At 60.0% G+C, this 25,078-nt stretch carries 14 protein-coding genes and 1 riboswitch; of the genes, 2 read left to right on the top strand and 12 right to left on the bottom strand.

Going from position 1 to position 25,078, the window contains the following annotated elements; all coding sequences use genetic code 11:
• Window positions 1–6: 6 nt before the first annotated feature.
• The 4 genes from argJ to B5F12_RS05595 form a co-directional block, all read right to left on the bottom strand.
• Window positions 7–1,242 carry a bifunctional glutamate N-acetyltransferase/amino-acid acetyltransferase ArgJ gene (gene argJ / locus B5F12_RS05610; protein ID WP_087231557.1) on the bottom strand — a complete coding sequence of 412 codons (1,236 nt, stop codon included), beginning with the start codon at window positions 1,240–1,242 and terminating at the stop codon, window positions 7–9.
• Between the two features lie 13 nt (window positions 1,243–1,255).
• On the bottom strand, window positions 1,256–2,644 hold the full coding sequence (gene argH / locus B5F12_RS05605; RefSeq protein WP_087231554.1) for an argininosuccinate lyase: 1,389 nt from the start codon (window positions 2,642–2,644) through the stop codon (window positions 1,256–1,258).
• 532 nt (window positions 2,645–3,176) lie between these two features.
• Window positions 3,177–4,391 (bottom strand): argininosuccinate synthase, encoded by a 1,215-nt coding sequence (locus B5F12_RS05600; RefSeq protein WP_087231551.1) that lies wholly within the window; start codon window positions 4,389–4,391, stop codon window positions 3,177–3,179.
• 211 nt (window positions 4,392–4,602) lie between these two features.
• Window positions 4,603–6,681: an ATP-dependent Clp protease ATP-binding subunit gene (locus B5F12_RS05595; protein ID WP_242954903.1), complete on the bottom strand. Its 2,079-nt coding sequence runs from the start codon at window positions 6,679–6,681 to the stop codon at window positions 4,603–4,605.
• Window positions 6,682–6,848: 167 nt separating this feature from the next.
• On the opposite strand from B5F12_RS05595, the gene B5F12_RS05590 reads away from it, so the two are divergent.
• Window positions 6,849–7,022 (top strand): 4Fe-4S binding protein, encoded by a 174-nt coding sequence (locus B5F12_RS05590; protein WP_087231544.1) that lies wholly within the window; start codon window positions 6,849–6,851, stop codon window positions 7,020–7,022.
• Window positions 7,023–7,352: 330 nt separating this feature from the next.
• Here B5F12_RS05590 and B5F12_RS05585 read toward each other — a convergent pair whose 3' ends face one another.
• A complete protein-coding gene (locus tag B5F12_RS05585) occupies window positions 7,353–13,085 on the bottom strand; it encodes a S8 family serine peptidase (protein WP_158096757.1) in 5,733 nt (1,910 codons plus the stop codon).
• Between the two features lie 232 nt (window positions 13,086–13,317).
• Here B5F12_RS05585 and B5F12_RS12275 point away from each other — a divergent pair, with 232 nt between their 5' ends.
• Window positions 13,318–14,394 (top strand): metalloregulator ArsR/SmtB family transcription factor, encoded by a 1,077-nt coding sequence (locus B5F12_RS12275; protein ID WP_087231538.1) that lies wholly within the window; start codon window positions 13,318–13,320, stop codon window positions 14,392–14,394.
• Window positions 14,395–14,449: 55 nt separating this feature from the next.
• Here the strand turns inward: B5F12_RS12275 and B5F12_RS05575 are convergent, their stop codons facing one another.
• The 7 genes from B5F12_RS05575 to B5F12_RS05545 form a co-directional block, all read right to left on the bottom strand.
• Complete coding sequence (locus B5F12_RS05575; RefSeq protein ID WP_087231535.1) at window positions 14,450–16,114, bottom strand: formate--tetrahydrofolate ligase; 1,665 nt, start codon at window positions 16,112–16,114, stop codon at window positions 14,450–14,452.
• A 51-nt stretch (window positions 16,115–16,165) separates the two neighbouring features.
• Window positions 16,166–16,257: riboswitch (ZMP/ZTP riboswitch) on the bottom strand.
• Window positions 16,258–16,342: 85 nt separating this feature from the next.
• The gene (locus B5F12_RS05570; RefSeq protein WP_087231532.1) at window positions 16,343–19,363 is read right to left on the bottom strand and encodes a tetratricopeptide repeat protein; all 3,021 of its coding nucleotides are present in this window, start codon (window positions 19,361–19,363) and stop codon (window positions 16,343–16,345) included.
• A 299-nt stretch (window positions 19,364–19,662) separates the two neighbouring features.
• On the bottom strand, window positions 19,663–20,769 hold the full coding sequence (acrA, locus tag B5F12_RS05565) for an acryloyl-CoA reductase electron transfer subunit beta (RefSeq protein ID WP_087231529.1): 1,107 nt from the start codon (window positions 20,767–20,769) through the stop codon (window positions 19,663–19,665).
• An 18-nt stretch (window positions 20,770–20,787) separates the two neighbouring features.
• Window positions 20,788–21,591, bottom strand: coding sequence for an electron transfer flavoprotein subunit beta/FixA family protein (locus B5F12_RS05560; protein ID WP_087231525.1), 804 nt, complete (start codon window positions 21,589–21,591; stop codon window positions 20,788–20,790).
• Between the two features lie 20 nt (window positions 21,592–21,611).
• Window positions 21,612–22,775 carry an acyl-CoA dehydrogenase gene (locus B5F12_RS05555; RefSeq protein ID WP_087231523.1) on the bottom strand — a complete coding sequence of 388 codons (1,164 nt, stop codon included), beginning with the start codon at window positions 22,773–22,775 and terminating at the stop codon, window positions 21,612–21,614.
• A gap of 66 nt (window positions 22,776–22,841) precedes the next feature.
• Window positions 22,842–23,693, bottom strand: a complete 852-nt coding sequence (locus tag B5F12_RS05550) for a 3-hydroxybutyryl-CoA dehydrogenase (RefSeq protein ID WP_087231520.1) — start codon at window positions 23,691–23,693, stop codon at window positions 22,842–22,844.
• Between the two features lie 508 nt (window positions 23,694–24,201).
• Complete coding sequence (locus tag B5F12_RS05545) at window positions 24,202–24,978, bottom strand: enoyl-CoA hydratase-related protein (RefSeq protein WP_087231517.1); 777 nt, start codon at window positions 24,976–24,978, stop codon at window positions 24,202–24,204.
• Window positions 24,979–25,078: the final 100 nt, after the last annotated feature.

Raw genomic sequence — 25,078 nt, 5'->3', positions numbered from 1 at the left:
TTTTTATCAGGAGCGGTAATCTCCGTTGATTTTTACATACTCATAGGTCAAGTCGCAGCCCCAGCAGGTGGCCTGGTCGTCTCCCTCGTGGAGGTTGACGGCGATAACCACCTCGTCCTGGCTCAGAATCTTCTTGGCCAGGTCCTCGTCAAAGTCCACCCCGGTGCCATGCTGGCACACCAGAATCTCGCCCTGGTCGGAGGAGAAGGACACATCCACATACTCGGGGCGGAAGGGGGCCTTGGAGTAGCCCATGGCGCACAGCACCCGGCCCCAGTTGGCGTCCGCGCCGAACATGGCGGCCTTCACCAGGGAGGAGCCCACCACGGCCTTGGCCAAACGCTCGGCGGTCTCCTCGCTGCGTGCCCCGGTGACGGTGCAGGTGATGAGGCGGCTGGCCCCCTCGCCGTCTCCAGCGATGGACCGAGCCATAGTCTCGCACACCTGATACAGGGCCTTGTAGAAGAGGGTGTAGTCGTCGTCCTTCCACTCGATCTGAGTGTTCTCTGCCATGCCGTTGGCCAGCACCACACACATGTCGTTGGTGGAGGTGTCCCCGTCCACCGTGACCCGGTTGAAGGTGCGGGGCACAATGTCGTGGAGGGCATCGGAGAGCATCTCGGAAGTGATGGCGCAGTCGGTGGTGATGAAGCACAGCATGGTTCCCATGTTGGGGTGAATCATGCCGGAGCCCTTGGCGATGGCGCCCACCGTCACCGGCTTGCCGCCGATGGTGACGGTGACGGCGATCTCCTTTTTCACCGTGTCGGTGGTCATGATGGCGTGGGCGGCGGCGGCGGAGCCCTCGTAGGACAGCTCCCCGGCCACCTGGGGCATCCCCCGCTGGATGGCGGCGATGTTCAGGGTCTGGCCGATGACGCCGGTGGAGGCCACGGCGAAGTCCTGGGGCTTGAGCCCGGTGGCGGCGGCGGCCAGCTCACACATCTTCTCGGCGTTTTCGTGGCTGAGGGGGGCACAGGCGTTGGCGTTGCCGCTGTTGGCCACAATGCCCCGGCACACCCCGTCCTCCAGGTGGCCCATGGTCACATAGAGAGGGGCGGCTTTCACCCGGTTGAGGGTATAGGTGGCGGCGGCAGTACACTCGCAGTCGGACACAATCATGGCCAGGTCGGGCTTGCCTTGGGTGCCGGGCACCCCTGCATGGCTGGCCTTGACCCCGCAGTACACCCCAGCGGCCCGGAAGCCTTTGGGGGCGGTGACACCGCCGGAAATGGTTTTCATATGCAATCTCTCCTTATTGCTTTGGACTGTGGAGGGCGACAAACTCCTCCATGAGCTGAATTTGCTGGTTGACAGACTCCTCCGAGGGGCCGCCGTACACGGTGCGGCCGTTGACACAGGTCTTGAGCTGGAGGGCCTCGTACACGTCCTCGTCAAACAGGGCGCTGATGGAGCGGAAGTCCTTCAAGGGCAGGGTGTCCAGGCTCTCCCCGGACTTGATGCACATATTCACCAGGCGGCCCACGATCATATAGGCCTCCCGGAAGGGCATGCCCTTCTTCACCAGGTAGTCGGCGCAGTCGGTGGCGTTGATGAAGCCGCCGGAGGCCGCCTTAGACATGTTCTTGGGCCGCACGGTCAGGGTGTCCAGCATGGCGGCGAACACGGGCACGCACAGCTCCACGGTGTCGATGGCGTCAAACACCGGCTCTTTGTCCTCCTGCATGTCCTTGTTGTAGGCCAGGGGCAGACCCTTCATCACGGTCAGCAGGGTGATGAGGGAGCCGTACACCCGCCCCGTCTTGCCCCGGACCAGCTCGGCCACGTCGGGGTTCTTCTTCTGGGGCATGATGGAGGAGCCGGTGGAGTAGGCGTCGTCCAGGTCCACGAACTTGAACTCCCAGGAGCACCACAGAATGATCTCCTCGGAGAACCGGGACAGGTGCATCATGAGGATGGACAGGGCAGACAGCAACTCAATGGCGTAGTCCCGGTCGGACACGGCGTCCATGGAGTTGTCACAGGGCTTAGTGAAGCCCAGGGCGGCAGCGGTCTGGAACCGGTCCACGGGATAGGTGGAGGTGGCCAGGGCGCCAGCGCCCAGGGGGCACTCGTCCATGCGCTCCAGGCAGTCCTCCAGCCGGGTCACATCCCGGCGCAGCATGTTGGCGTAGGCCATCATGTAGTGGCCGAAGGTGGTGGGCTGGGCCCGCTGCAAGTGGGTGTAGCCGGGCATGACGGTATGTACGTTGGCCTTGGCCTTTTTGATGAGCACCTTCTGCAAATCCACAATCATGTCGATGATGGTGGGAATCTGCTCCTTCACATAGAGGCGGAAGTCGGTGGCCACCTGGTCGTTGCGGCTGCGTCCGGTGTGCAGACGCTTGCCCGTCTGGCCGATGCGCTGGGTGAGGAGGGCCTCGATGTTCATGTGGATGTCCTCGTTGTCCAGAGAGAACTCCACCTTCTCGTCCTCGATGTCCTCCAAAATGGCCTTCAGGCCCTCCACAATCTTCTCCGCCTCGTGCGCTTCAATGATGCCCTGACGGCCCAGCATGGTGGCGTGGGCAATGGAGCCACGGATATCCTGTTCATAGAGGCGGGCGTCAAAGGTGATGGAGGAGTTGAAGTCATTGACCTGTGTATCCGTTTCCTTCTGGAAGCGTCCTGCCCATAGTTTCATAATAACACAGCCTTTCGGAAAAATAAACCACAGCAGGGGCGGAGGATAACCGCCCCTGCGCAACATGCCAAAGAAGTCCCAAGACTTCTTTGGCGAAAGGATTGCATGACGGATGGGGTTCGATTTCTTACGAAAAAGTCACCCCACCCGTCATGAGAAGTGTCATTTCCGATGCGCATGTCCCCGGAAATGACGGGATTTCATTTTATTCCGTCACCTGCGGGTGACGGAACTCTGCGAGGCTCTATACCAAGAGAGTTTTGAGCGTCTGAGGTGAGAACGAAAAGCCCTCCTTTACGCAAAAGGTTATTACAGCTTGCCCTGCTCCCGCAGCGCCTGCACGGTGTCAGGCAGACCCCACAGATTGATGAATCCGGTGGCGTCCCTCCCCAGCGAGCAAACTCGCCGGGGGCCCCTCGATTTCACTCAAATCGCCAGAAGTGAATTCCGGCGATTTCAATGGCCTACGGCCATTGGCGGCGCACTCGCGCCGTCTCTGGCTCCGCCAGAGCAGGACGACGCCACTCTATTATTACAGCTTGCCCTGCTCCCGCAGCGCCTGCACGGTGTCAGGCAGACCCCACAGATTGATGAATCCGGTGGCGTCGTCCTGGTTGTAGTCGCTCTCCTCGAAGGTCACCAGATTCTCGGAGTAGAGAGAACAGGGAGAGGTGACGGAAGAGGTGATGATATTGCCCTTGTACAGCTTCAGCTTCACGGTGCCGGTGACGAACTCCTGGGTCTTGACGGCGAAGGCCTGGAGGGCCTCCCGCAGGGGGGTGAACCACTTGCCGTTGTACACCAGGTCGGCAAAGTCAATGGCCAGCTTCTGCTTCATGTGCTTGGTGTCCTTGTCGATGGTGATCATCTCCAGCACCTCGTGGGCCCGGTAGAGGATGGTGCCGCCGGGCGTCTCGTACACGCCCCGGTCCTTCATGCCCACCAGACGGTTCTCCACGATGTCCAGCAGGCCGATGCCGTTGGCCCCGCCCAGCTCGTTGAGCTTGCGGATGATGTCGCTGGCCTTCATCTTCTGGCCGTCCACCGCCACGGGCCAGCCCTTCTCAAAGTCGATGGTCACATAAGTCGCCTGGTCGGGAGCCATAGCGGGGGACACGCCCATCTCCAGGAAGCCGGGCTTGTCGTACTGGGGCTCGTTGGCGGGGTCCTCCAGGTCCAGGCCCTCGTGGGACAGGTGCCACAGGTTCTTATCCTTGGAGTAGTTGGTCTCCCGGCTGATCTTCAACGGCACGTTGTGGGCCTCGGCGTAGGCGATCTCCTCTTCTCTGCCCTTGATGTCCCACTCCCGCCAGGGGGCGATGATGGTCATCTCGGGGGCGAAACGCTTGATGGCCAGCTCGAACCGCACCTGGTCGTTGCCCTTGCCAGTGCAGCCGTGGCAGATGGCGTCGGCGCCCTCAGCCTTGGCGATCTCCACCAGACGCTTGGCAATGATGGGACGGGCGAAGGCGGTGCCCAGCAGATAGTCCTCATACTTGGCCCCCATCATCATGGAGGGGATGATCACGTCGTCCACCATCTCGTCGGTGAGGTCCTCCACGTACAGCTTGGAGGCGCCGGTTTGGATGGCCTTCTCCTCCAGGCCGTCCAGCTCGGTGCCCTGGCCCACGTCGCCGGACACGGCGATGATCTCAGGGTTGCCGTAGTTCTCCTTCAGCCAGGGGATGATGATGGATGTATCCAAGCCGCCGGAATAGGCCAGCACTACTTTTTTCACTTCTGCCATGGTTGCATTCCTCCAATGCGTTTCTCTGTATTAGTGAAGTAGAGTATACCCCTTCTTCTGGAAAATTGCAACCCCTAATTTGCATAACTATTCAATTGTTCCCAAAATTCTATGGGTAATATTCCACAATATCCGGGGTTTATTCACGCATATATGCATATTCATACAAAGACAGCGGGCCATCTCACTGGAGAGACGGCCCGCTGCGCATTCAGATTTGCTTTTTCTCCCGGTGGAGCACCAGCTGCTCCTTTTCCACCCCCAGGCACAGCACGTCTCCCCGCTCCAGGTCCCGGGAGAGGAGCATCTGGGCGGCGGGCTCCTCCACCCGGCGGCGCACCGAGCGGCGGATGGGGCGGGCCCCCTGGTCCCGCTCCCGCTCTTCCATGGGGCTGGCCAGCAGGGATACCGCCTTCTCATCCGCCTTGAGCCCCACCCCCAGGGCGGCCAAACGGCCCTCCAGGCCACCCAGCAGCCGCCCGGCGATGCGCTCCAAGTGGGGCTGGTCCAGGCGGTGGAAGAGCACCACCTCGTCCAGGCGGTTGAGAAATTCCGGCGGGAACTGGCGTCTGAGTTCCTCCATCACGGCCCGGGTGCGGTAGGCGTCCAGGTCTCCCCCGGCAAAGCCCATGGGGGGCGTGTGGCTGACCATGTGGCGGGCCCCCACGTTGGAGGTCATCACCACCACGGTGTTGCGGAAGTCCGTCTTTCGCCCCAGTCCGTCGGTGAGCACCCCGTCCTCCATGACCTGTAACAGGATGTTGTGCAGATCGGAGTGGGCCTTTTCCAGCTCGTCAAAGAGCACCACCGACCAGGGGCGGCGGCGCACCCGCTCGGTGAGCTGTCCCCCCTCCTCGTGGCCCACATAGCCGGGGGGCGCACCCACCAGCCGGGACACCGAGTGCTTCTCCATATACTCGGACATATCGAAACGGACAATGGCCTCCTCGCTGCCGAAGAGGGCGGCGGCTAGAGCCCGACACAGCTCGGTCTTCCCCACTCCGGTGGGGCCCAGGAAGAGGAACACCCCCACCGGGCGGTTGGGCTCCTTGAGCCCTACCCGGCTGCGGCGGATGGCGGCGGACACCGCCGCCACCGCCTGGTCCTGGCCCACCACCCGGGCCCGCAGCTCGTCCTCCAGCTCCAGCAACCGCCGGGCCTCCCCCTTGGTCACCGTCTCCACCGGGATCCCCGTCCACTGGGCCACCACCGAGGCGATGTGCTCCGGCTCCAGCTGCTGGTGGGGGGCCAGTTGCTTCCGGGCCAGCTTCCGCTCCAGCTCCCCCCGGAAGTCCCACTCGGCATCCCGGAGCATGGCGGCCCGCTCGTAATTCTGCTCCGCTGCGGCTGCCCGCCGCTCCCGGGCGGCCTGTTCAATGCGGCCCATGAGGCCCCGCAGGGAGTGGGGCACTTCCCCCTGCATCCGCAGCTTGGCCGCCCCCTCGTCCATGAGGTCAATGGCCTTGTCCGGCAGGAAGCGGTCGGGGAGGTAGCGCCGGGACAGCTCCACCGCCGCCTGAAGGGCCCGGTCGGTGATGACAATGCCGTGGTGGGCCTCATACCGGGGGCGGATGCCCTTCAAGATCTCCAGGGTCTGCTCCGGGGTGGGCTCCCCCACCCGCACAGGCTGGAACCGCCGCTCCAGGGCGGAGTCCTTCTCAATATACTTCCGGTACTCCTCCAGGGTGGTGGCACCCACCACCTGGATTTCCCCCCGGCCCAGGGCGGGCTTTAAGATGTTGGCGGCGTCAATGGCCCCTTCCGCCGAGCCAGCACCCACAATGTTGTGCAGCTCGTCCAAAAAGAGGATGACGTTGCCCGCCCGGTGCACCTCCGCCAGGATTTGATTCACCCGATCTTCAAATTCACCCCGGTACTTGGTGCCCGCCACCATGGACACCAGGTCCAGGGACAAAAGTCGCTTGCCCCGCAGCACCGGGGGCACCTGTCCGGAAGCCATACGCATGGCCAGGCCCTCAGCCACGGCGGTTTTGCCCACCCCCGGCTCTCCCACCAGGGCAGGGTTATTTTTGGTGCGCCGGGAGAGGATCTGCACCACCCGGCCCACCTCCTCGTCCCGTCCAATGAGAGGGTCCAGGGCACCCATGGCCGCCAGACGGGTGAGGTCCCGGGAGTAGCGGTCGGTGAGCTTGGTCTCCCCACCCTCCCGCACTCTGGCCCGTTCCGCCCGGGTGGCTTGCATCTCTCCGCCCCACCCCGCAGAATCCCGGGGCAGGCCGCCCTTCTTCCCCACTGGGGAACGTTCCTTCCATTCCTTCCTGTCTTCCATGGAATCCCTCCTGTCTTCCCTCCAATCATGGGTTGCTTTTCCCCAGTTTATACCCCTGTGGCCAGATTTTTCTCCCTCGTCCATTTCCCAAAATTCCTTGTTGCATTTTTCGCCAGTTATGCTACAATGAGAATGGTTCTAACTCTAATGATGGAGGTGTATTTTACATGGCACATGCAATCAATGACACCTGCGTGTCCTGCGGCTCCTGCGAGTCCGCTTGCCCCGTGGGCGCTATTTCCATGGGTGACGATCACATGCAGATCGACGCTGGTACTTGCATCGACTGCGGCGCTTGCGCCGGCACCTGCCCCGTGGGCGCCATCGCTCCCGCCGACTAATTTCAGTCTGCAAAAAAGTAGGCCGCACAGCTTTGGCTGTGCGGCCTATTTTTTCGAAAAAATGCCAGCATTTTTTCGAGGGGATGCAGCCCGCTGCATGCATAATTGGGTCAAAGGGCGACCCAATTCCACACTGGCGGGCTGAGAAGTGTTTTTCCCGAGGCGCATGTCCCCGGAAAAAACAGATTTCATTTTATTTCCCCGCCCCTCAGGGCGGGGAAACTCTGCCGAGGGCTTTTATCATTCAAAAGAAAATCTGCTGTTTCAACCATAAACAAGGCGGGGCCGGAAAAATCCGGCCCCGCCTTTATGCGTTTTCGGCGTTGGGTTTTAGTCCTCTTCCTTGCGGCGTACCACGCTCAGCACGGCCACGCCTGCCATGGCGCACACCAGAGTGGCCATGGGCACAATCAGGTTGCTCTCGTCGCCGGTGCCGGGGACGGAGCCGTCAGGCTTGGTGTTGCCCCCGGTCTGGGAACCGTCGCCGGTACCGCTGCCGCCGCCCTGGGAGCCGCCGTCACCACCGGGATTGGGGGTGGGCTCGGTGTCCTCCTTGGTCCAGTGGGCGTACAGGGTCAGGTCAGCATCCACAGGGGTGTTGAAGTCGTAGGCCTGGGTGCCGTCCTCGTCCATAAACCAGCCGTCGAAGGTGTAACCCTCCCGCACGGGGTCCTGGGGCTTGGACACGCAGCTGCCCTCGGCCACTTCCACCAGCTTGTAGATGTTGCCGGTGTCGTCCACGAACTTCACCTGATACATGTTACCGGTGACCTTGACCACGCAGTAGCTGGTGACCTGGTTGTCGGCCACGCTCTCCACCTTCAGGTAGGCATAGCCCTCCTTGTGGGCGGTGACCACACCGTTTTCATCCACAGAGGCCACATCGGGGTTGAAGCTGATGTAGCGCACCTGGGCATCCTCGGCCAGAGTGGGCTCGGGGCTCAGAGTGGCGGTGAGGGTCTGGCTCTGGCCAGCCTCCAGGTCCATTCTGTGGGTGTCCAAATCCAAGGTATCCGCCATCACGCCCTGGCATACCACGGCGAAATTGACGGAGTACTGGCCGTCCTTGGTGGTGGCGGTGATGTAGCTCACGCCGGGCTCGGAGGGGGTGTACAGAGCCGCATTGATCTCCTGGCCCCAGTTGTCCTCTACCGTACCCTGAGTCAGCTCGCCGTTGCCGGAAGTGACGGTCCAGTCAAAGGGACCATACAGGGAATCGGGACGGGTCCAGGTCTGGCCGGACATGGTGCCAGCCTCAGCGCCCTGGGATTCCACACCCTCTGCCTTGATTACCAGGTTGTTGTTGGCACCGTTGGGGGCGTAATTGACGTGGAGCACGCCGGTCTCGGGGTCATAGTCATAGGCATGGTACCAGCTGTAGTTGACGATTTCCACATCGGAGGTGGAGCCGTCGGCGTAGTTGTACCGGGTGTACAGGTGGATTTCCTCGGGCAGCTCATATCCCGCTTCGTTGACCAGGGTGCCATCATAGGTGCCGCCCACATAGTAGAAGTCGGGTCCGTCCAGCTGCAGACCGGTGAGCTCGGTGAGCACTTCACTGGTCTCGTGGAGCTTGTTCTGGCGATACTTGGCCACCAGCTCGGCGGTCTGGCCCTGATCCACGTATACCACCTGGTCGCCCATGGCCATGTCAGAGACCAGGTCATCCTGATCGGAAGTGGTGTAGATGTCGTCCCAGTTGATGTCCATGGAACGGGTGACACCGTTGAGGGTCACATCCAGGCGGCCGTTGCCCTCGGGCAGCTCCAGGCCCTCCTGAGAGGTGGACACGGTGAGGTAGAGCACGCCGGAGAGTCCATCGCTGGTGTACTGGTCCACATCAATGAGACCCTCAGCATAGTCCTCGGCGTAGTCCTCATCCTCCCACACCGTCCAGCGAATCTCGGAGAGATCCACATTGGCGGGCTGGAGGTTTTCCACCTTCACCACCACCTGGCCGTCGGGCTTCAGGCCGTCAAAGCTCTGGATGGATAGGTCGAAGTCTTCCACCACGGTGGGCACTTCCTCCACCGCCACCACGCAGGCAGCGCTGGCGTCGCCCTTGGCCACGGTAATCACGGCCTGGCCGGGAGCCACCGCAGTGACATGGCCGTAATCGTCAACGGTGACCACCTCGGGGTTGCTGGAGGTACGGGTCATAGCGCCCTCCTGGTCGGTGTTGTCGATGACACTCAGGTCGAAGGTGCTGCCGGGATGGAGCAGAGCGGAGGTCTGAGACAGCACCAGGCCCTGGGTGGAATCCACGGTGATGGCATAGCTGCGGTCATTGGCGCCGTAGTCGCCGCAGGACACCAGCACGTTGCCGGTCCACTCGAAGTCATAGCAGCTGTTCTCGCCGGGATAGCTCTCAACGGTGTGGGCGTACTCGGTGACGTCCACGGTGAAGGTGTGGGTCTTCACGGCGGGGTCATAGAAGTTCTCCACCAGGAAGGCGTTGGTGGCATCCACGCCCACCTCGGAGTAGTTGGGATCGCCGTAGCCGTCCTTATAGGTACGGACCACATAGGGGGAGACCTCGATATTGGCCAGAGAGCCGTCCTCGTCATAGACGGTGCCGGTCATGTAGGTGCGGCCATTCTTCTCGTAGATGGAGACGGTGTTGTTCTCCAGCTCGGGGGCCACGGTGTCCACGGTGACGGAGAAGGAGATCACGTCGCCGGTCATGTCCATCTCATGGCCGTTGAAGGTGGGAGTGAGCTCCCCAGCGGCCACGGCGTCAAAGTTGGTGATGTCATAGCCCACTTCCTCGTTGTACACCTTGTCGCCGTAGTCACCCTCGCCATAGGCGATGATCTCATACGTGCACTGGGTGCCGCTGGGCAGGACGTTGCCCTCCTGGTCGGTGCCGTCCCAGGTGGGAATGAGGCCGTAGTACATGGCACTCTGGGGAATGGCGGTGGCGTAAGAGGCGTTGTACAGGGTACGGGTGATGTAAGAGTTCCAGTCGGCAAAGTACACCTCACCGGTCTCGGCATCGGTGACCCGCACCACAATCATCTTGGCATCACGGAGCTGATAGAGAATGTAGTCGTCGATGCGGTCGAAGTACTCGTCTCCGTTGGGCGAGATGGTGATGTTCTCCTCGTGATAGAGGGTCTGGTTCATGACAGCGTCGGAGTCAAAGGGATTCTGGCCCAGGTCCAGGTAGCCGACGATCCCCCCGGAGCTCCAGTTGATCATGGTGCAGCCCAGCAGGGACACGCCCCAGGTGGACTCGTTGTTCATCACGTTCTCGCCGTCCTCGGCCTCGTCGGTCCAGTCGCCCTGGTCAAAGATGGGGGCGGCAGTCCAGTCGCCGTAGAAGGCCAGCATGGGCAGGCCCAGGGTAGGAGCGGTGCCGGCGGTGTCGGTGAGGGAGACAAAGCCCTCCACATACACGCCGTTTTCAAACAGCTGGTCCATCTGGGCCTTCTCACTGTCGGTGAGGGTCACAGTCTTGGAGAAGGTGACGGTCTGGCCCGCCTCCACGGTGACCTGGCCCAGCTCCACAGTCTTGATGACCACGTCCTGGTGCATCATGGTGTCCCGCTCACCCCAGGCGCTGTCCACAGTCTGGGTGTCGGGGCGCATGAGGGTGATGGCCACATGGTAGGTCACGGCCTTGTCGGAAATGTTGTGTACATCAAAGGTGATGTCGTAGCTGCCGGTGCGGTCGGGGTCGTCCAACAGCTCCAGCTTGCCCACGTTCTGACCGTCCACGGTGACGTAGGCAGGGGTCTCCACGGCGGCGGTGGCGTTGACCAGACCGGCGCCCTGCTGACGGGGAGAGTAGTACACGCCATTGGTATCGGTCTGAGGCACGGCGGTGCTCACCAGCAGCTGGTTGACCACGTCACCCACTTCGCTGGCCTCCAAGCCGGCAAAGGCTGCGCTGGACTGCACGTACTGGCGCACCAGAGCTCCAATACCGGACATGTGAGGGGCGGCCATGGAGGTACCGCTCATCATGCCGTAGCTGCCGGTGTAGCCCTGGTCGGCGGTGTTGATCTGGTCAATGATGGTGGACCAGATGTTGCCGCCGGGGGCGGTGATCTCAGGCTTCAGCTCCAGGCTGGGACCGGCGCCCCAGGAGGAGAAGGTGGACATCTGACCATCGGTGGGGCTCTCCACGGCCTTGTCGTCCTCGGGAACCACGATGTTCACGGACTGACCTGCCTTGAGGGCAGCCTCCATGGCAGCGCCGTCCTGGCCGTTGATAAAGGCGCTGGTGAGGCTGGTGTTCTCCACGCTGATGTTGATCAGTTCCGTGGCATTGGGATCGCTGTCATAGATCAGCACGCCCAGAATGCCCCGTTTCTCTCCGTGGACCACAGTGGAGAAGGACTGGGCGTTGGTGACCTTATCGGCAAAGGACAGGTCGCCGCGCTTGACCAGGGCAAAGCCGGTCTTGCCATTTTGATTGGAGTACTCATTGTACCAGCCCACGGCGTTGTAGTCGCTCCAGGTACCGGTGCCCTCTACCAGGTAGACGGGGTACTCCTTGCCGTCGGCGAAGGTGGCCTTCATGGCCACGGTCCAGGGGTCGGTGTAGGAGATCTCCCGCACTTCCCCGTCCTCGTTGGTCCAGGTCAGGTAGGACTGTACCTGGATGGAGTTCTCCAGAGAGGCAATGCTCAGGTTGGAGTCGTAAATGGCAGGAGAGGACATCATAGCGGTGTCCACGTTGGAGGTCAGGGGGTTGTCCCCGTAGTTGTTGCTGGCAGAGGAGTAGCTGCTGTTGCCGGCGGAGGTCATGAGCACAATGCCGGCCTCCTCAATGCGGGCATACAGCTCGTTCTGCATGGTGTCGTCGTCGGCAAAGCCGTTGTCAGAACCCAAGCTCAGGTTGATGACGTCTGCGCCCAAGGCCAGAGCATCCTCCAGAGCGTTGAGGGTCACAGACTGCTGGGCGCCGCCGTCCTGATCGGGGAACACCTTCATCATCATGATCTGGGCATCGGGGGCCACGCCGGAGAAAATGACCTCGCCCTCGCTGGTCTCGGCATAGCCCGCCACCGTACCGGAGACGTGGGTGCCGTGGTCGCTGGAGGTGGGCAGGACGTTGATGTCGCCGTCTGCGTAGTCACAGGCGTAGGGCACCTTGAGGTTCTTATAAAGACCGTTGTAGTCCCACACGATCACGCCGCCATCGGCACCCGTGGTGGAGTTGAGCTGGTTGTCCTCCAGGAAGGCAGCCAGGCTCTCAGAGGTGTAGCGCAGATTCCAGCCGCTCTCGGCATCGCTGGGGTCGTTTTTAAAGGAGTTGTCGGTGAAGGCCTCGTGGACCCGCACCACGCCGCGGCCCTGGGTGCCATCCTCGTTCTGGGTCACGCCCCACTTCAGGTCCAGGCCGGTGTCCAGCACGGCCACCAGCATGCCCTGACCGGTGTAGCCCTGGCTCCAGACACCTTCCACCCCTACCTTATCATAGCTGTAGGAGTACCAGGCCTTGTCCCCGTCCACGGTGCCGCTGGTCTCTTCGGGCCGGTCATACACCAGCTCCACATAGGCCCGCTTGACCCCGTCCAGGTTGCGAATTTCATCCAGAGCGCTGTAGGGCACCCGGATAGCCATGGCATTGACCAGAGTGGCCCACTGGCCTACAATGGTACCAACCGGCTCACCGCTGTTTTCCTCGGTGGCATCGGTCACCGCAGGCTGCTGAGCGGCCAGAGCGGTCACCTGGTCGATGATGCCCTGCTGGTCATTCAGCAGCTGCTGGGTGGTCTGCTGGGCATCGGCGGAGGCCAGGTACTCAGACACCGCCTCACCAGCGCTGGTCTCGTCGCCCACAGAGGCAGCGTAGCTGCTGACCTGGTAGTAATCCATCACAGCAGGAGCTTCCATCTCCACGATGACGGTTACCACCTCATTCTCTGCATATCGGGGCTGGCTGTCGTCCTGGGCGTCCTGATACTGCACCCGGGACTCGGACTCCACTTCCTGGGCCTGGACCGTGCGCTCATTGGTCTGAGTGCCCTCAGCCCAAGCCTCGCCGGGAAGTGCGCCAGCCAGCATCATGACGGCAAGTAACATTGCCATGCTTTTTCTGACTTTTTCCATTGTTCTTCTCCCTTCTATCTGAATCTCACATACCCCCATTGCCCAAAGGGCTCTGCCATGCTATCATATGGACATCGTTCGTTTTGTACGATAGGCGTATGTCATGGTCAAATGATACCTCCACCCATTCCCTTTGTCAAGAGAAATTGTCAACTCTCCAAAAAATTGTCAACTGCAAGCCCCAGCCAATCTTACCGTATCAGCTGAAACTCCGGGGCAGAAAGGAATTTCTATGATAATTCAACACAAACCAAACCTCATTCTGGAAGCACTGGCCTATCTGGGACGGCGTGCCAGCAACAAAACCTGGGACCAGATGGAGCAGCGCATTCAGCAGCGCAAGGTGCTGCCCAGCCCCGCTCTGTGCCAGGCTCTGGAGCGACTCAAGGCCCTCACCCACCAGCTGGACCGGGTGGCCACTGCTGAGGAAAAGGAAATCCAGGCGCTGTTTGGCAACCTGGAGGGCTTCCCCTACAACACCATCGGCTCCAGCTCTCCCGCCTTCTTCCTCCTCTATCCCCTGCTGGACCGATTCCAAGGGGATTGGGAGGCCTTCTCCCAGCTGGTGGACGGGCTGGACCGGGAGGAGGTGGTCTGGGGCATTGCCAGCATCTTTGAGGACGACCTGCCCAACCAGCGCCGGATGGACGCCCAGGTCTTCACCGACCTGGTACTGGGGCTCAACGCCCCGGACTCCACCAAGGTGGCCCTGCTGGAGCTCTCCCGCTCCCACCGGGCGGTGGGAGCGCGGGCCTTGGCGTGCCTGCGCCCCATTGTGGCCCACCTGGAGGAACACCAGGCCCAGCTGGAAGAGCTGGCCGCCCCCTATCTCCAACAGTGCGCCCCCCTGTCTCAGCTGGAGTTTTTCACCCAGCTGTCCCACCTGCGCCCCGCCCCGGAGACCACCTACACCCTCCACCCCTTCCTCTTCGGGGCGGACACCAACCTGACCTTTGACGAGGCCCCCGGCCAGGTGCGCATCTACGGCGGCGTGCTGCGGCGGGAGCTCATGGAGCTGGTCAGCGGCCGCACCTCCGCCCAGGACCAGGTGTGCGAGACCTACCGTCTGTTGGGGGACTCCACCCGGTTTGACATTCTGTGCTATCTGCGGGGACGCACCGCCTATGTGCAGGAGCTGTCCACCCGCTTCTCTCTCAGCCGCAACACCATCCACCACCATATGAATAAGCTCTCTGACTGCGGCCTGGTGCAGTGCACCATCCACGGGAACCGCACCTTTTACACCTTAGACGAAGAACAGGTCCAGCTGTTTTTGGAGCGGCAGGCGGCGCTATTCGGCAAAAAATGACGCAAAAATGGCGGCCATCCCCGTGGGGGGATGGCCGCCAAACGAATTTTATATCTCAGAACAGGCCGGAGATGACGCCGTTTTCGTCCACGTCGATCTTCTCGGCGGCAGGCACCTTGGGCAGGCCGGGCATGGTCATGATGTCGCCGGTCTGCACCACCACGAAGCCAGCGCCGGCGGACACCTTCACCTTGGACACGGTGATGGTGAAGCCCTCGGGCCGTCCCAGCTGGGAGGCATCGTCGGACAGGGAGTACTGGGTCTTGGCCATGCACACAGGCAGCTTGTCAAAGCCCATGGCCTCCAGACGGGCCAGCTCCTTGGCAGCGGCTGCGGTGTAGTGCACGCCAGCGCCGCCGTACACCTTCTCCACGATGGTCTGAATCTTGTCCTTCAAGGGCAGGTCCAGGTCATAGGCGTAGTGGAAGTCCTGGGGCTGGTCGCACAGGCGCAGCACTTCCTCGGCCAGCTCCAGGCCGCCCTCGCCGCCCTTGCCCCACACCTCGGACAGGGCCACATTGACCCCCAGCTCCTGGCAGCGGGTGCGGATGAGGTTCAGCTCGGCCTCGGTGTCATTGGCGAAGCGGTTGATGGCCACCACGGCGGGCAGGCCGAACACACGGGTGATGTTCTCCACGTGCTTGAGCAAATTGGGCAGGCCACGCTCCAGAGCCTCCAGGTTTTCCGCCCCCAGCTCAGTCTTGGGCACGCCGCCGTTGTACTTCAGAGCCTTGACCGTGGCCACGATGACCACGGCGTCGGGGGTGAGCCCGGCGGCCCGGCACTTGATGTCCAGGAACTTCTCAGCGCCCAGATCGGCGCCGAAGCCCGCCTCGGTGACCACGTAGTCGGCCAGCTTCAAAGCGGTGTCGGTGGCGGAGACGGAGTTGCAGCCGTGGGCAATGTTGGCGAAGGGGCCGCCGTGGACCAGAGCGGGGGTGTGCTCCAGGGTCTGCACCAGGTTAGGCTTGATGGCGTCCTTCAAGAGGGCAGCCATGGCACCCTGGGCCTTCAAATCGGCGGCGGTGACGGGCTTGTCATCGTAGGTGTAGCCCACGATCATGCGGCCCAGCCGCTCCTTCAGGTCGGACAGTCCAGTGGCCAGGCACAGCACGGCCATAATCTCGCTGGCCACGGTGATGTCGAAGCCGTCCTCCCGGGGCACGCCCTGCATCCGGCCACCCAGGCCGTCCACAATGTTGCGCAGCTGGCGGTCGTTCATATCCACGCAGCGGCGCCAGGTGATCTTCTTGACGTCAATGCCCAGGGCGTTGCCCTGCTGAATGTGGTTGTCCAGCATGGCGGCCAGCAGGTTGTTGGCGGCACCGATGGCGTGGAAGTCGCCGGTGAAGTGGAGGTTGATGTCCTCCATGGGCACCACCTGGGCGTAGCCGCCGCCGGCAGCGCCGCCCTTCACGCCGAACACGGGGCCCAGAGAGGGCTCCCGGAGGCAGAGCATCACGTTTTTATCCATGCGGCGCAGGGCATCGGCCAGGCCCACGGAGGTGGTGGTCTTGCCCTCTCCGGCGGGGGTGGGGTTGATGGCGGTGACCAGAATCAGCTTGCCCTTCCGGGGCACATTGCGCAACGGGGTGATGTCGATCTTGGCCTTCACCTTGCCGTAATACTCCAGCAGGTTCTCGTCAATCCCGGCCATGGACGCCACCTGTCCGATGGGCAGCATCTGGGCCTCCTGGGCAATTTGAATGTCTGTTTTCATCTTCCATGCTCCTTCCTGCGCCTCAAAAACAAAAAAAGGGCGCACTGATTTCTCGTGCGCCCAGACGGTCGGCAATACGGCGCACATGGGCGTCGGCTGTACTCCACGTGGTCACTCCACTTCCGTCAGTCATACAGCAGATTTATCTTACCATGCCCGCCCACCCCCGTCAAGGGTTGAATCCGTTGAAATGCCCCCACATCTCAAAGCAGATGTGGGGGCGTTGTGTCATCGGTAGTGGCGGTTGGAGTAGGACACTTTCTTGACCCGGTCGGTAGCATACATCCACGCCTCCTTTTCCGGGCTTTTGAATACCTTGGGGCCAAAACGCACCTCGTCCAATCGAATCTCCTTGTCGATTTCTGTGTACAGGTAGGGGGTGTCACCCTCTCCCGCCGCCAGTTCGCGCTTTCTTGTCACCACCAGGCACCGCACTTCTTTCTCACTGGAATATTCATCATACTTAAAGAGATAGCGCACCTGGTCCAGCATGGCGGTGATATAGGCTAAGGGAATGTCCTGCATTTCCTGCTGTATATCCTTTAAAATGTTCTTTATTTTTCTCAGGTATTTTTTGAGTTTCCTCCCTCTATCCTTGAATTTTCCCTGATCGGTCAGGTATACAATCCGGTAGAGGGGATAGCTGTTTTTCTCCACGTGAAAGGGAATATAGCCCTGGGGGTAGGAATCCTTCACATCAAAAAAGTTCTCGTCAAACTTTAAGCTGCACCCGGTACCCTTGTCAGCGTAGATGGCCCACATATAGATATAGTCGTCCGCAGTACAAAGGCTGGTGAGGTAGACGTTGCGCAAGCTGGAGTCGTTGGGTGCCTCGCCGCCCGGCAGCAGTCCGTATGCCTGTAACGTCTCCGGGGTGCTCCCATACTGCTCCAACAACTTACCAAAGGACTCCCCTTCCGCCGAGTCATTCATGTATGCCACATTGGACAGACGGAACCTGGGCTGCTGTTCCCCCTGGGCCAGGAGTAGCTTTTGCATGGTGCTCATCCGGGTGTAGTGCCAACATGGGTTTTCCCTCAGCTGCGCTCGATTCAAACGCAGGGTCGTTTTGATCTGCTCCATAGTGTCGTGGAGGCGGTAGACATAGGCCAGAAGTTTCCCTTGCCGCTCTCTGTCCACCTCCGACTGTTTCCCCGACTCGGGTTCTTTGTACATTTCCCGAAACTCTGTACTATTCACCAGAGCCTCTACCTGCTGAGAAGCCGCTTCCCATTTCATAGGGCGCAAATAATGAAATGCTTGATATTTATTTTTTCTTTCTTGCTCGTCTGTTATCCTTTCTACGCATCTTGCCAATTCCGCTAAAGCCTGCACGCACAGTTCTCGTGGAAACACTTGGTCAATGTTCAGTACCTGGTTTATTACTTCATCTCTGCTCTTCTTTCCATTTCTAATTAAACACAGTACATACTCCGACTCCACATGGGGGTTGCCAGGCGCAACTTCCCTGGCTTTTTTGGCTAAGGCCACCGCCATCCCCTTGAAGTCCTTGAAGTCCTTGGATTCTGTTTCATTCTCGCCAATTAGCTTTTTTACAAAATCTACATCGATATTTTTTACGTTCTTCTTGAGTCGGCGCAGGCAGCAGGCAGCACCACTCAAGGCTATATAATTGGAGGACTCCTGTTCGACCACTTTTTTAAACTGCTCCAAGGCCTGCTCCACGTTCTCCTGATACAGGTAGCACTGCCCCAAGTCGTTGCATGTGGATATCCATGTAAAATCCCTTCGCAGATAGGGGCCATTCTCATTGTACTCCTGGACCTCCTGATAGCTTTTAATGGCCTCCTGATATTCCCCCAGCATCTGTTGACACCACCCCAAATTTTTCAAAGCGGGGATATCGCTGGGCTCCGCCTGGACGATTTGCTCAAACCACACCTTGGCCTGGGCCGGGGCGCTCGGCAGATAACAAGTCCCCATCGCATAGCGGGCTTTGAGGCCTACGGTGCCGGGACGAATTACCTTCTCTGCGTCGCACAGGGATTTCAGTACCTCCACCGCTTGGGTCAGCTGTCCCTGATTGCGATAGCACAGCCCCTTCCACAGCAGCACCTCCGGGTCCTTGTCATAAAACCCCAGCAGACGCTCCAACTGCTCCAAGGCCTGTTCAAAATATTTCAGACGGATGGAACACTTGGCCTGTTCCAACTCGGCGTAGCGGTTAAGCGAGGCCGTCTCGTCCACAAAGTAGTTTTTATTCTCTTCTCTGGCCCTTCTCTGGTTGTCCATCACAACTCTATGCGCTTCCTTGGCCTTGAGGTAATCCCCTCTCTTGCGGTACAGCCTGCCCAGATTGTTTTGCATGTCTGTATTTTCCTTTTGAATATTTTTTAACACATGCAATGCCAATTCCTGAGCCTCGGCATAAGCTCTGGGTCCATCGGTGAGGCAAGAAACCAGATTCACCAGGGCCTGCAAATATTGTGGATCATCCTTTTTCCGCTCCTGTTGTAAGTCTTCCACTGCCGTGTGCAAATTGTCCTTGATTCCAGCATCAATTTCCCCATACTTTTTCACAAACTCCATTTGCGCAATGATATTATTTCCCTCACTATCATCACACTTGGGCGCCAACGCTGCGCACACCGCCGCAAAATACGGAATCGCCTCCTGATGCTCCATCTGATTGCGCTTGCAGCGCCCCATGTTGATGACAGCATCCAGAGTGATTTTCCTCAGCTCCCCGTTGTCGGAAGGAATCTCCTTTACGATGCGCTCAAATGCGTTCATCGCCCCTTCCCCTCTCTGGAAGGACGGGCTGCTGCTGTGGTGATAACGAAATTTTTCCATCTCCCGCTCACACTTGGCCGCCATGAGTTGGGCCAGCCAGCGGCACACGGAATCCTCTGCCTTTTGAGCTTCTTCAAAACACGTTTGTGCCTCTTGGCACATGGAATAGGGCAAGGGCTTCCACCGATTCAAAATCAGGGCTTGACGAAACCGCACATTTCCTCGGGCCAGGTGATAGTAGGGCGCTGCGGCGGTTTGCTCTGGTTTCTCACATATCTTCTCGATGAGACCCTTGAGTCGGTCACAGGCAGCGGTGTGCACCTCCCGCTGCACCAGGGTCTGATCAAACAGCTGGTCAGCCAAATCAAAACAGCGTTTGAACAACTCCGTTATATCCGCCTCTTTGCAATCACCAAACGAATCCATCTTCTCTCCCTGTATGAGGTTGTCTACCGTCCAGTTCAAAGTCTCTTTTGTCCCCCAAAAGTTTATCATGGTTCCATCCCCTCCCCCTGTATTCGCCTATATTTTCCTTATGGTACCATAGTTGCCCTCCACTTACAACCGCTATACAGAGAGTTATCCACAGCTTCCACAAAGTTTTCAACATCCTCAATCCGTTGTGGTACAAGGGATTCCAGGTTTTTTCCAAAATTACGCAGGGCCGGAACTGGTAGTTTTCTATCCTGCTAAAGTGGCTGAACCGGCGATAAAATCCACATAATTGGAAATTTCTTGCTGGAAAAGGGCAAAAAACATGGGTCCCCGAGGGGACCCATGTTTGAAATGGTCAATTAGGCCTTCTCAGCCTTGTACTTGGCAATGGCCTCAGCCAGCATGGGGCCGACCTTGAACAGGTCGCCGGTGATGCCGTAGGTAGCCACGTCGAAGATGGGGGCGTTGGCATTCTTGTTCACGGCGATGATGCACTCAGCGTCCTGCATGCCGGACACGTGCTGAATGGCGCCGGAAATGCCCAGGGCCACATAGATCTTGGGATGAACGGTCTTACCGGTCTGACCAACCTGGTGGTCCACACCGATGTAGCCGTCGTCCACCACGGCACGGGAAGCGCCAACCACGCCGCCCAGGACGTTGGCCAGCTCCTCAGCGATCTCCAGACCGCGCTTGGGGTCGGCGCTGATACCACGGCCCACGGAGACAACCACGTCGGCGCCAATCAGGTCAACGGCCTTCTTGGCGGACTTGACGATCTCCACCAGGTCCACGTGGATGTCTTCCTTGGTCAGCTGCACGTCCACCTTCTCCAGGACGGTCTTAGCAGCGGTCTCCTCGTTGTAGGCCTGGGTCTGCATCACGCCGGGACGCACGGTGGACATCTGAGGACGATAGTCGGGGCACACGATGGTGGCCATCAGGTGGCCGCCAAAGGCGGGACGGGTCATCTTCAGGTTGGTGTTTTCCTCGAACTTGGTGTTGTCCACGTCGATGGTGGAGGTGGTCTTCAGGAAGGCCTTGTACTTCTCCACATCCACGTCCAGGTGGGTGCAGTCGGCGGTCAGACCGGTCTTCAGACGGGCAGCCACACGGGGGCCCAGGTCACGGCCGATGTTGGTAGCGCCGATGAGGAAGATCTCGGGCTTCTTGTCCTCCACCAGGTCGCAGATGACCTTGGTGTAGGCATCGGTGGTGTAGTCCTTCAGCAGGGGGTGATCGCAGATGTACACACGGTCAGCGCCGTAGCCGCCCAGAGCCTTGGCGTAGGTCTCGTTGACCTCGTGGCCCAGCAGCACGCCGCACAGCTCCACGCCCAGATCGTTGGCCAGCTTGCGGCCCTCGCTGAGCAGCTGGTAGCCGGTGCTCAGGATGACGCCGTCGCGCTGCTCGCAGAATACCCACACGCCCTTGAAGGCGGCGGTGTCTTTACTATTGAAAGCCATAATTCAGTGCTCCTTCCCTTAAATGATGTGCTTCTCGCCCAGAATGGACACCAGCTGCTCGCAGGTAGCCTTGTCGGCACCTTCCAGCATGGTGCCAGCGCCCTTGACGGGGGGAGAGAAGGACTTGTACACCTGAGTGGGAGAGCCCTTCAGGCCGACAGTCTCCAGCTCCACCATGGGATCGTCCACCAGAGCGTTGAAGTCCAGCACGGTGTAGGGCTTGGAATAGCAATCCATGATGCCAGCCACACGCATGTAACGGGGAGTGTTCAGCTCCTTGATGCAGGTCAGCAGGCAGGGGGTCTGCACCTTGATGGTCATGTAGCCATCCTCCAGCTCGCGGCGAACGGTGAGCTGGCCGTCGGTGTAGTCGATGCCGGTGACATAGGTGACCTGGGGCAGGCCCAGCTTCTCAGCGATCTGGGGACCGACCTGAGCGGTGTCACCGTCGATGGCCTGACGGCCACAGAACACGATGTCGCCCTCTTCCACGCCGATCTTGCGGATGGCAGCGGTCAGAGTGGTGGAGGTGGCGAAGGTATCAGCGCCGCCGAACTCACGGGCGGACACCAGCACAGCCTCGTCAGCGCCCATAGCCAGGCACTCACGCAGCATGGACTCCGTGGGAGGGGGACCCATGGAGATGACAACCACCTTGGTGTCGGGGTTCTTATCCTTGATCTGGAGGGCGGCCTCCAGAGCGTTCATATCATCGGGGTTGGAGATGGTGGCCATAGCGGCACGGTCCATGGTGCCGTCAGCCTTCACAGCAACCTTGCCGGAGGTGTCGGGCACCTGCTTGACACAGACAATGATTTTCATAATGCGCTCTTCCTCCTCAATTACTTAATGCCCAGGTTGGCAGCGATAACCATACGCTGAACCTCGGAAGTACCCTCGTAGATCTCGGTGATCTTGGCGTCACGCATCATGCGCTCCACGGGGTAATCACGGGTGTAGCCGTAGCCACCGAACAGCTGAACGGCACGACGGGTCACGTCGCTGGCAGCCTCAGCAGCGAAGAGCTTGGCCATGGCAGCGTCCATGGTGTACTTCTCGCCAGCCTGCTTCTTGGCAGCGGCGGAGTAGACCAGGAACTGAGCGGCCTGCATCTTGGTGTGCATCTCAGCCAGCTGGAACTGGGTGTTCTGGAACTGGGAAATGCGGCGACCGAACTGCACGCGCTCCTTGGTGTAGTTGATGGCCTCTTCCACGGCGCCCTCGCCCAGACCCAGAGCCTGAGCAGCGATGCCGATACGGCCGCCGTCCAGGGTCTTCATGGCGATGGCGAAGCCCTTGCCCTGCTTGCCCAGCAGACGGTCCTTGGGAATGACGCAATCCTCGAAAATCAGCTCGCAGGTGGAGGAGCCGCGGATACCCATCTTCTTCTCGTGCTTGCCGACCTTGAAGCCGGGATCGGTGCGCTCCACGATGAAAGCGGAGATCTCCTTGCTCTTGCGGCCGCGCTTGTCCAGCACAGTGCCGGTGACGGCGAAGATGACGAACACGTTGGCGAAGCCAGCGTTGGTGATGAAGATCTTGGAGCCGTTGATGATCCAGTTCTCACCGGACTCATCCAGCACGGCGGTGGTCTGCTGACCCTGAGCGTCGGTACCAGCGCCGGGCTCGGTCAGACCGAAGGCGCCCAGCCACTCACCGGAGCACAGCTTGGGCAGATACTTCATCTTCTGCTCCTCGGTGCCGTTCTCGTAGATGGGAGCGCAGCACAGGCTGGTGTGAGCGGACACGATAACGCCGGTGGTGCCGCAGACCTTGGACAGCTCCTCCACGGCCATGGCGTAGCTCACCACGTCGGCGCCAGCGCCGCCGTACTTCTTGGGAAAGTAGATGCCCATCATGCCCAGCTCAGCCATCTTCTTGACGGTGTTCTCGGGGAACATCTCCTCCTCGTCCACCATGGCAGCCAGAGGCTTGACCTCGTTCTCCGCAAACTCACGGAACAGCTTGCGCATCATTTCTTGTTCTTTGGACAGTTTGAAATCCATGGAATGTTTCCTCCTTATCAGTATGAGACCGGGGGGTGGCATTGCCGCCCCCCGGATGGGAGCAAATTATTTCTTGGTGTAGTCAAAGAAGCCCTTGCCGGTCTTGCGGCCCAGGTGGCCAGCGCGCACCATCTTGCGCATCAGCAGGGAGGCGCGGTACTTGGGATCGTGGGTCTCATTGTACAGAGTGTCCATGATGGCCAGGCACACGTCCAGACCAACCAGATCGCCCAGAGCCAGGGGGCCCATGGGGTGGTTGGCGCCCAGCTTCATGGCGGTGTCGATGCCCTCAGCAGTGGCAACGCCGGTGTACAGCAGGTCGCAGGCCTCGTTGATCATGGGGATCAGGATCTTGTTGACCACGAAACCGGGGGCCTCGTTGACCTCCACGGGCTCCTTGCCGATCTCCACGGACAGGTCATAGATGGCCTTGTAGGTCTCGTCGGAGGTGTTGGCGCCGCGGATGACCTCCACCAGCTTCATGACGGTGGCGGGGTTGAAGAAGTGCATGCCGATGAAGCGGTCGGGACGCTTGGTAGCGGCAGCGATGGCGGTGATGGAGATGGAAGAGGTGTTGGAAGCCAGAATGGTCTCGGGCTTGCAGATGGCGTCCAGCTCAGCGAAGATGGACTTCTTGATCTCCAGGTTCTCGATGGCGGCCTCAACCACCAGGTCAGCATCAGCAGCAGCGTTCAGGTCGGTGGTGAAGGACATCTTGTCCAGGATGGCCTGCTTGCCAGCCTCGTCCATCTTGCCCTTGGCCACCAGCTTGTCCAGACCCTTGTTCAGACGGGCCTCGGAAGCCTGGATGATCTCGTCCTTAATGTCACGGACAACCACGTCAAAGCCCTTGCGAGCGAAGACCTGGGCGATGTCCAGACCCATGGTGCCGCCACCGATGACTACAACTTTCTTCATGATAAGTTCCTCCTCACTGGAATGACCAGTTTTAATATATGATAAGGGAAATAGCTTACTTGTTCTGGAAGTGCTTCTCGACTAAGTCTCGAAAACGCAAGCGTTTTCTCGAGGAGATTGCAGCCCGCTGCATCGCACTCGCCTTGCTCGCACGTTTGCGGGCTGAGAAGTGTATTTTCTGATGCACATGTCCTCAGAAAATACGGATTTCATTTTCTTTCGCCGTCTGCGGACGGCGAAACTCTGCCGAGGGCTTATGTTCCAAGAGGTGCTTACTTGTTCTGGAAGTGCTTCTCAGCTCTCTTCTCCAGGAAGGCACCCATGCCCGCCCCACCCGGTGTAACACACCGTGCGGGGACCCCATGATTTCACTCAAATCGCCGGAAATCAATTCCGTCGATTTCAAGGTTTTGGCCCAGGCCAAAACACTTGTCGGCGCTAGCGCCGCCCCGCCTTGCGGGGCCCCACGAGTGCATGGGCGAAGAACTTGGTACTTTCTTGAGAGCCCTTACTTGTTCTGGAAGTTCTTCTCGGCACGCTTGGCCAGGAATGCGCCCATGCCCTCGTTCTTGTCCTGGGTGCCGCAGGTCACGCCGAAGGCCTCAGCCTCGAAGGCGGAGCCAGTGGCGATGTCGGTCTGCATGCCCATGCGGATGCAGCGCTTGGACTCGGACACGGCGATGGGGGCGTTGGCGCAGATGGCGTTGGCCAGCTCCAGGGCCTTGTCCATCAGCTCCTCGGGAGCATACACCTGGGAGACCAGGCCGATCTCCTTGGCCTCGGCAGCGCCGATGACCTTGGCGGTGAGGATCAGCTCCATAGCCTTGGAGATGCCCACGATGCGGGGCAGACGCTGGGTGCCGCCGAAGCCGGGGGTGATGCCCAGGCCCACCTCGGGCTGGCCGAACTTGGCCTTCTCAGAGGCAATGCGGATGTCACAGGCCATGGCCAGCTCGCAGCCGCCGCCCAGAGCGAAGCCGTTGATGGCAGCGATCACGGGCTTGGACAGGTTCTCCAGACGCAGGAAGATGGAGCCGCCGTGGACACCGAACTTCTTGCCGTCGATGGCGGAGAAGTTCACCATCTCGCCGATATCAGCACCAGCCACGAAGGAACGGCCAGCGCCAGTGAGCACCACAACACGGACCTCGTCGTCGGCCTCCACCTGGGAGATGGCGGCGTCCAGGTCGCACAGGACCTGAGAGTTCAGGGCGTTGAGGGCCTCGGGACGGTCGATGGTCAGAACGGCCACATTGCCCTGCTTTTCAAACTTCACAAATGACATGTGGATTGCCTCCTTGCAATCAAATTTTACATCCAGACTACCTTTTCTTCATCGAATTTCCATCAAACTGCGGTGGAACGTTATATTTTTAACACGACTT

This window comes from Pseudoflavonifractor sp. An176, from assembly GCF_002160435.1.
GTDB classification, from domain to species: domain Bacteria; phylum Bacillota; class Clostridia; order Oscillospirales; family Oscillospiraceae; genus Enterenecus; species Enterenecus faecium.
The sequence above is the reverse complement of the archived record's forward strand: the minus strand, read 5'-3'. Positions and strand labels throughout refer to the sequence as shown.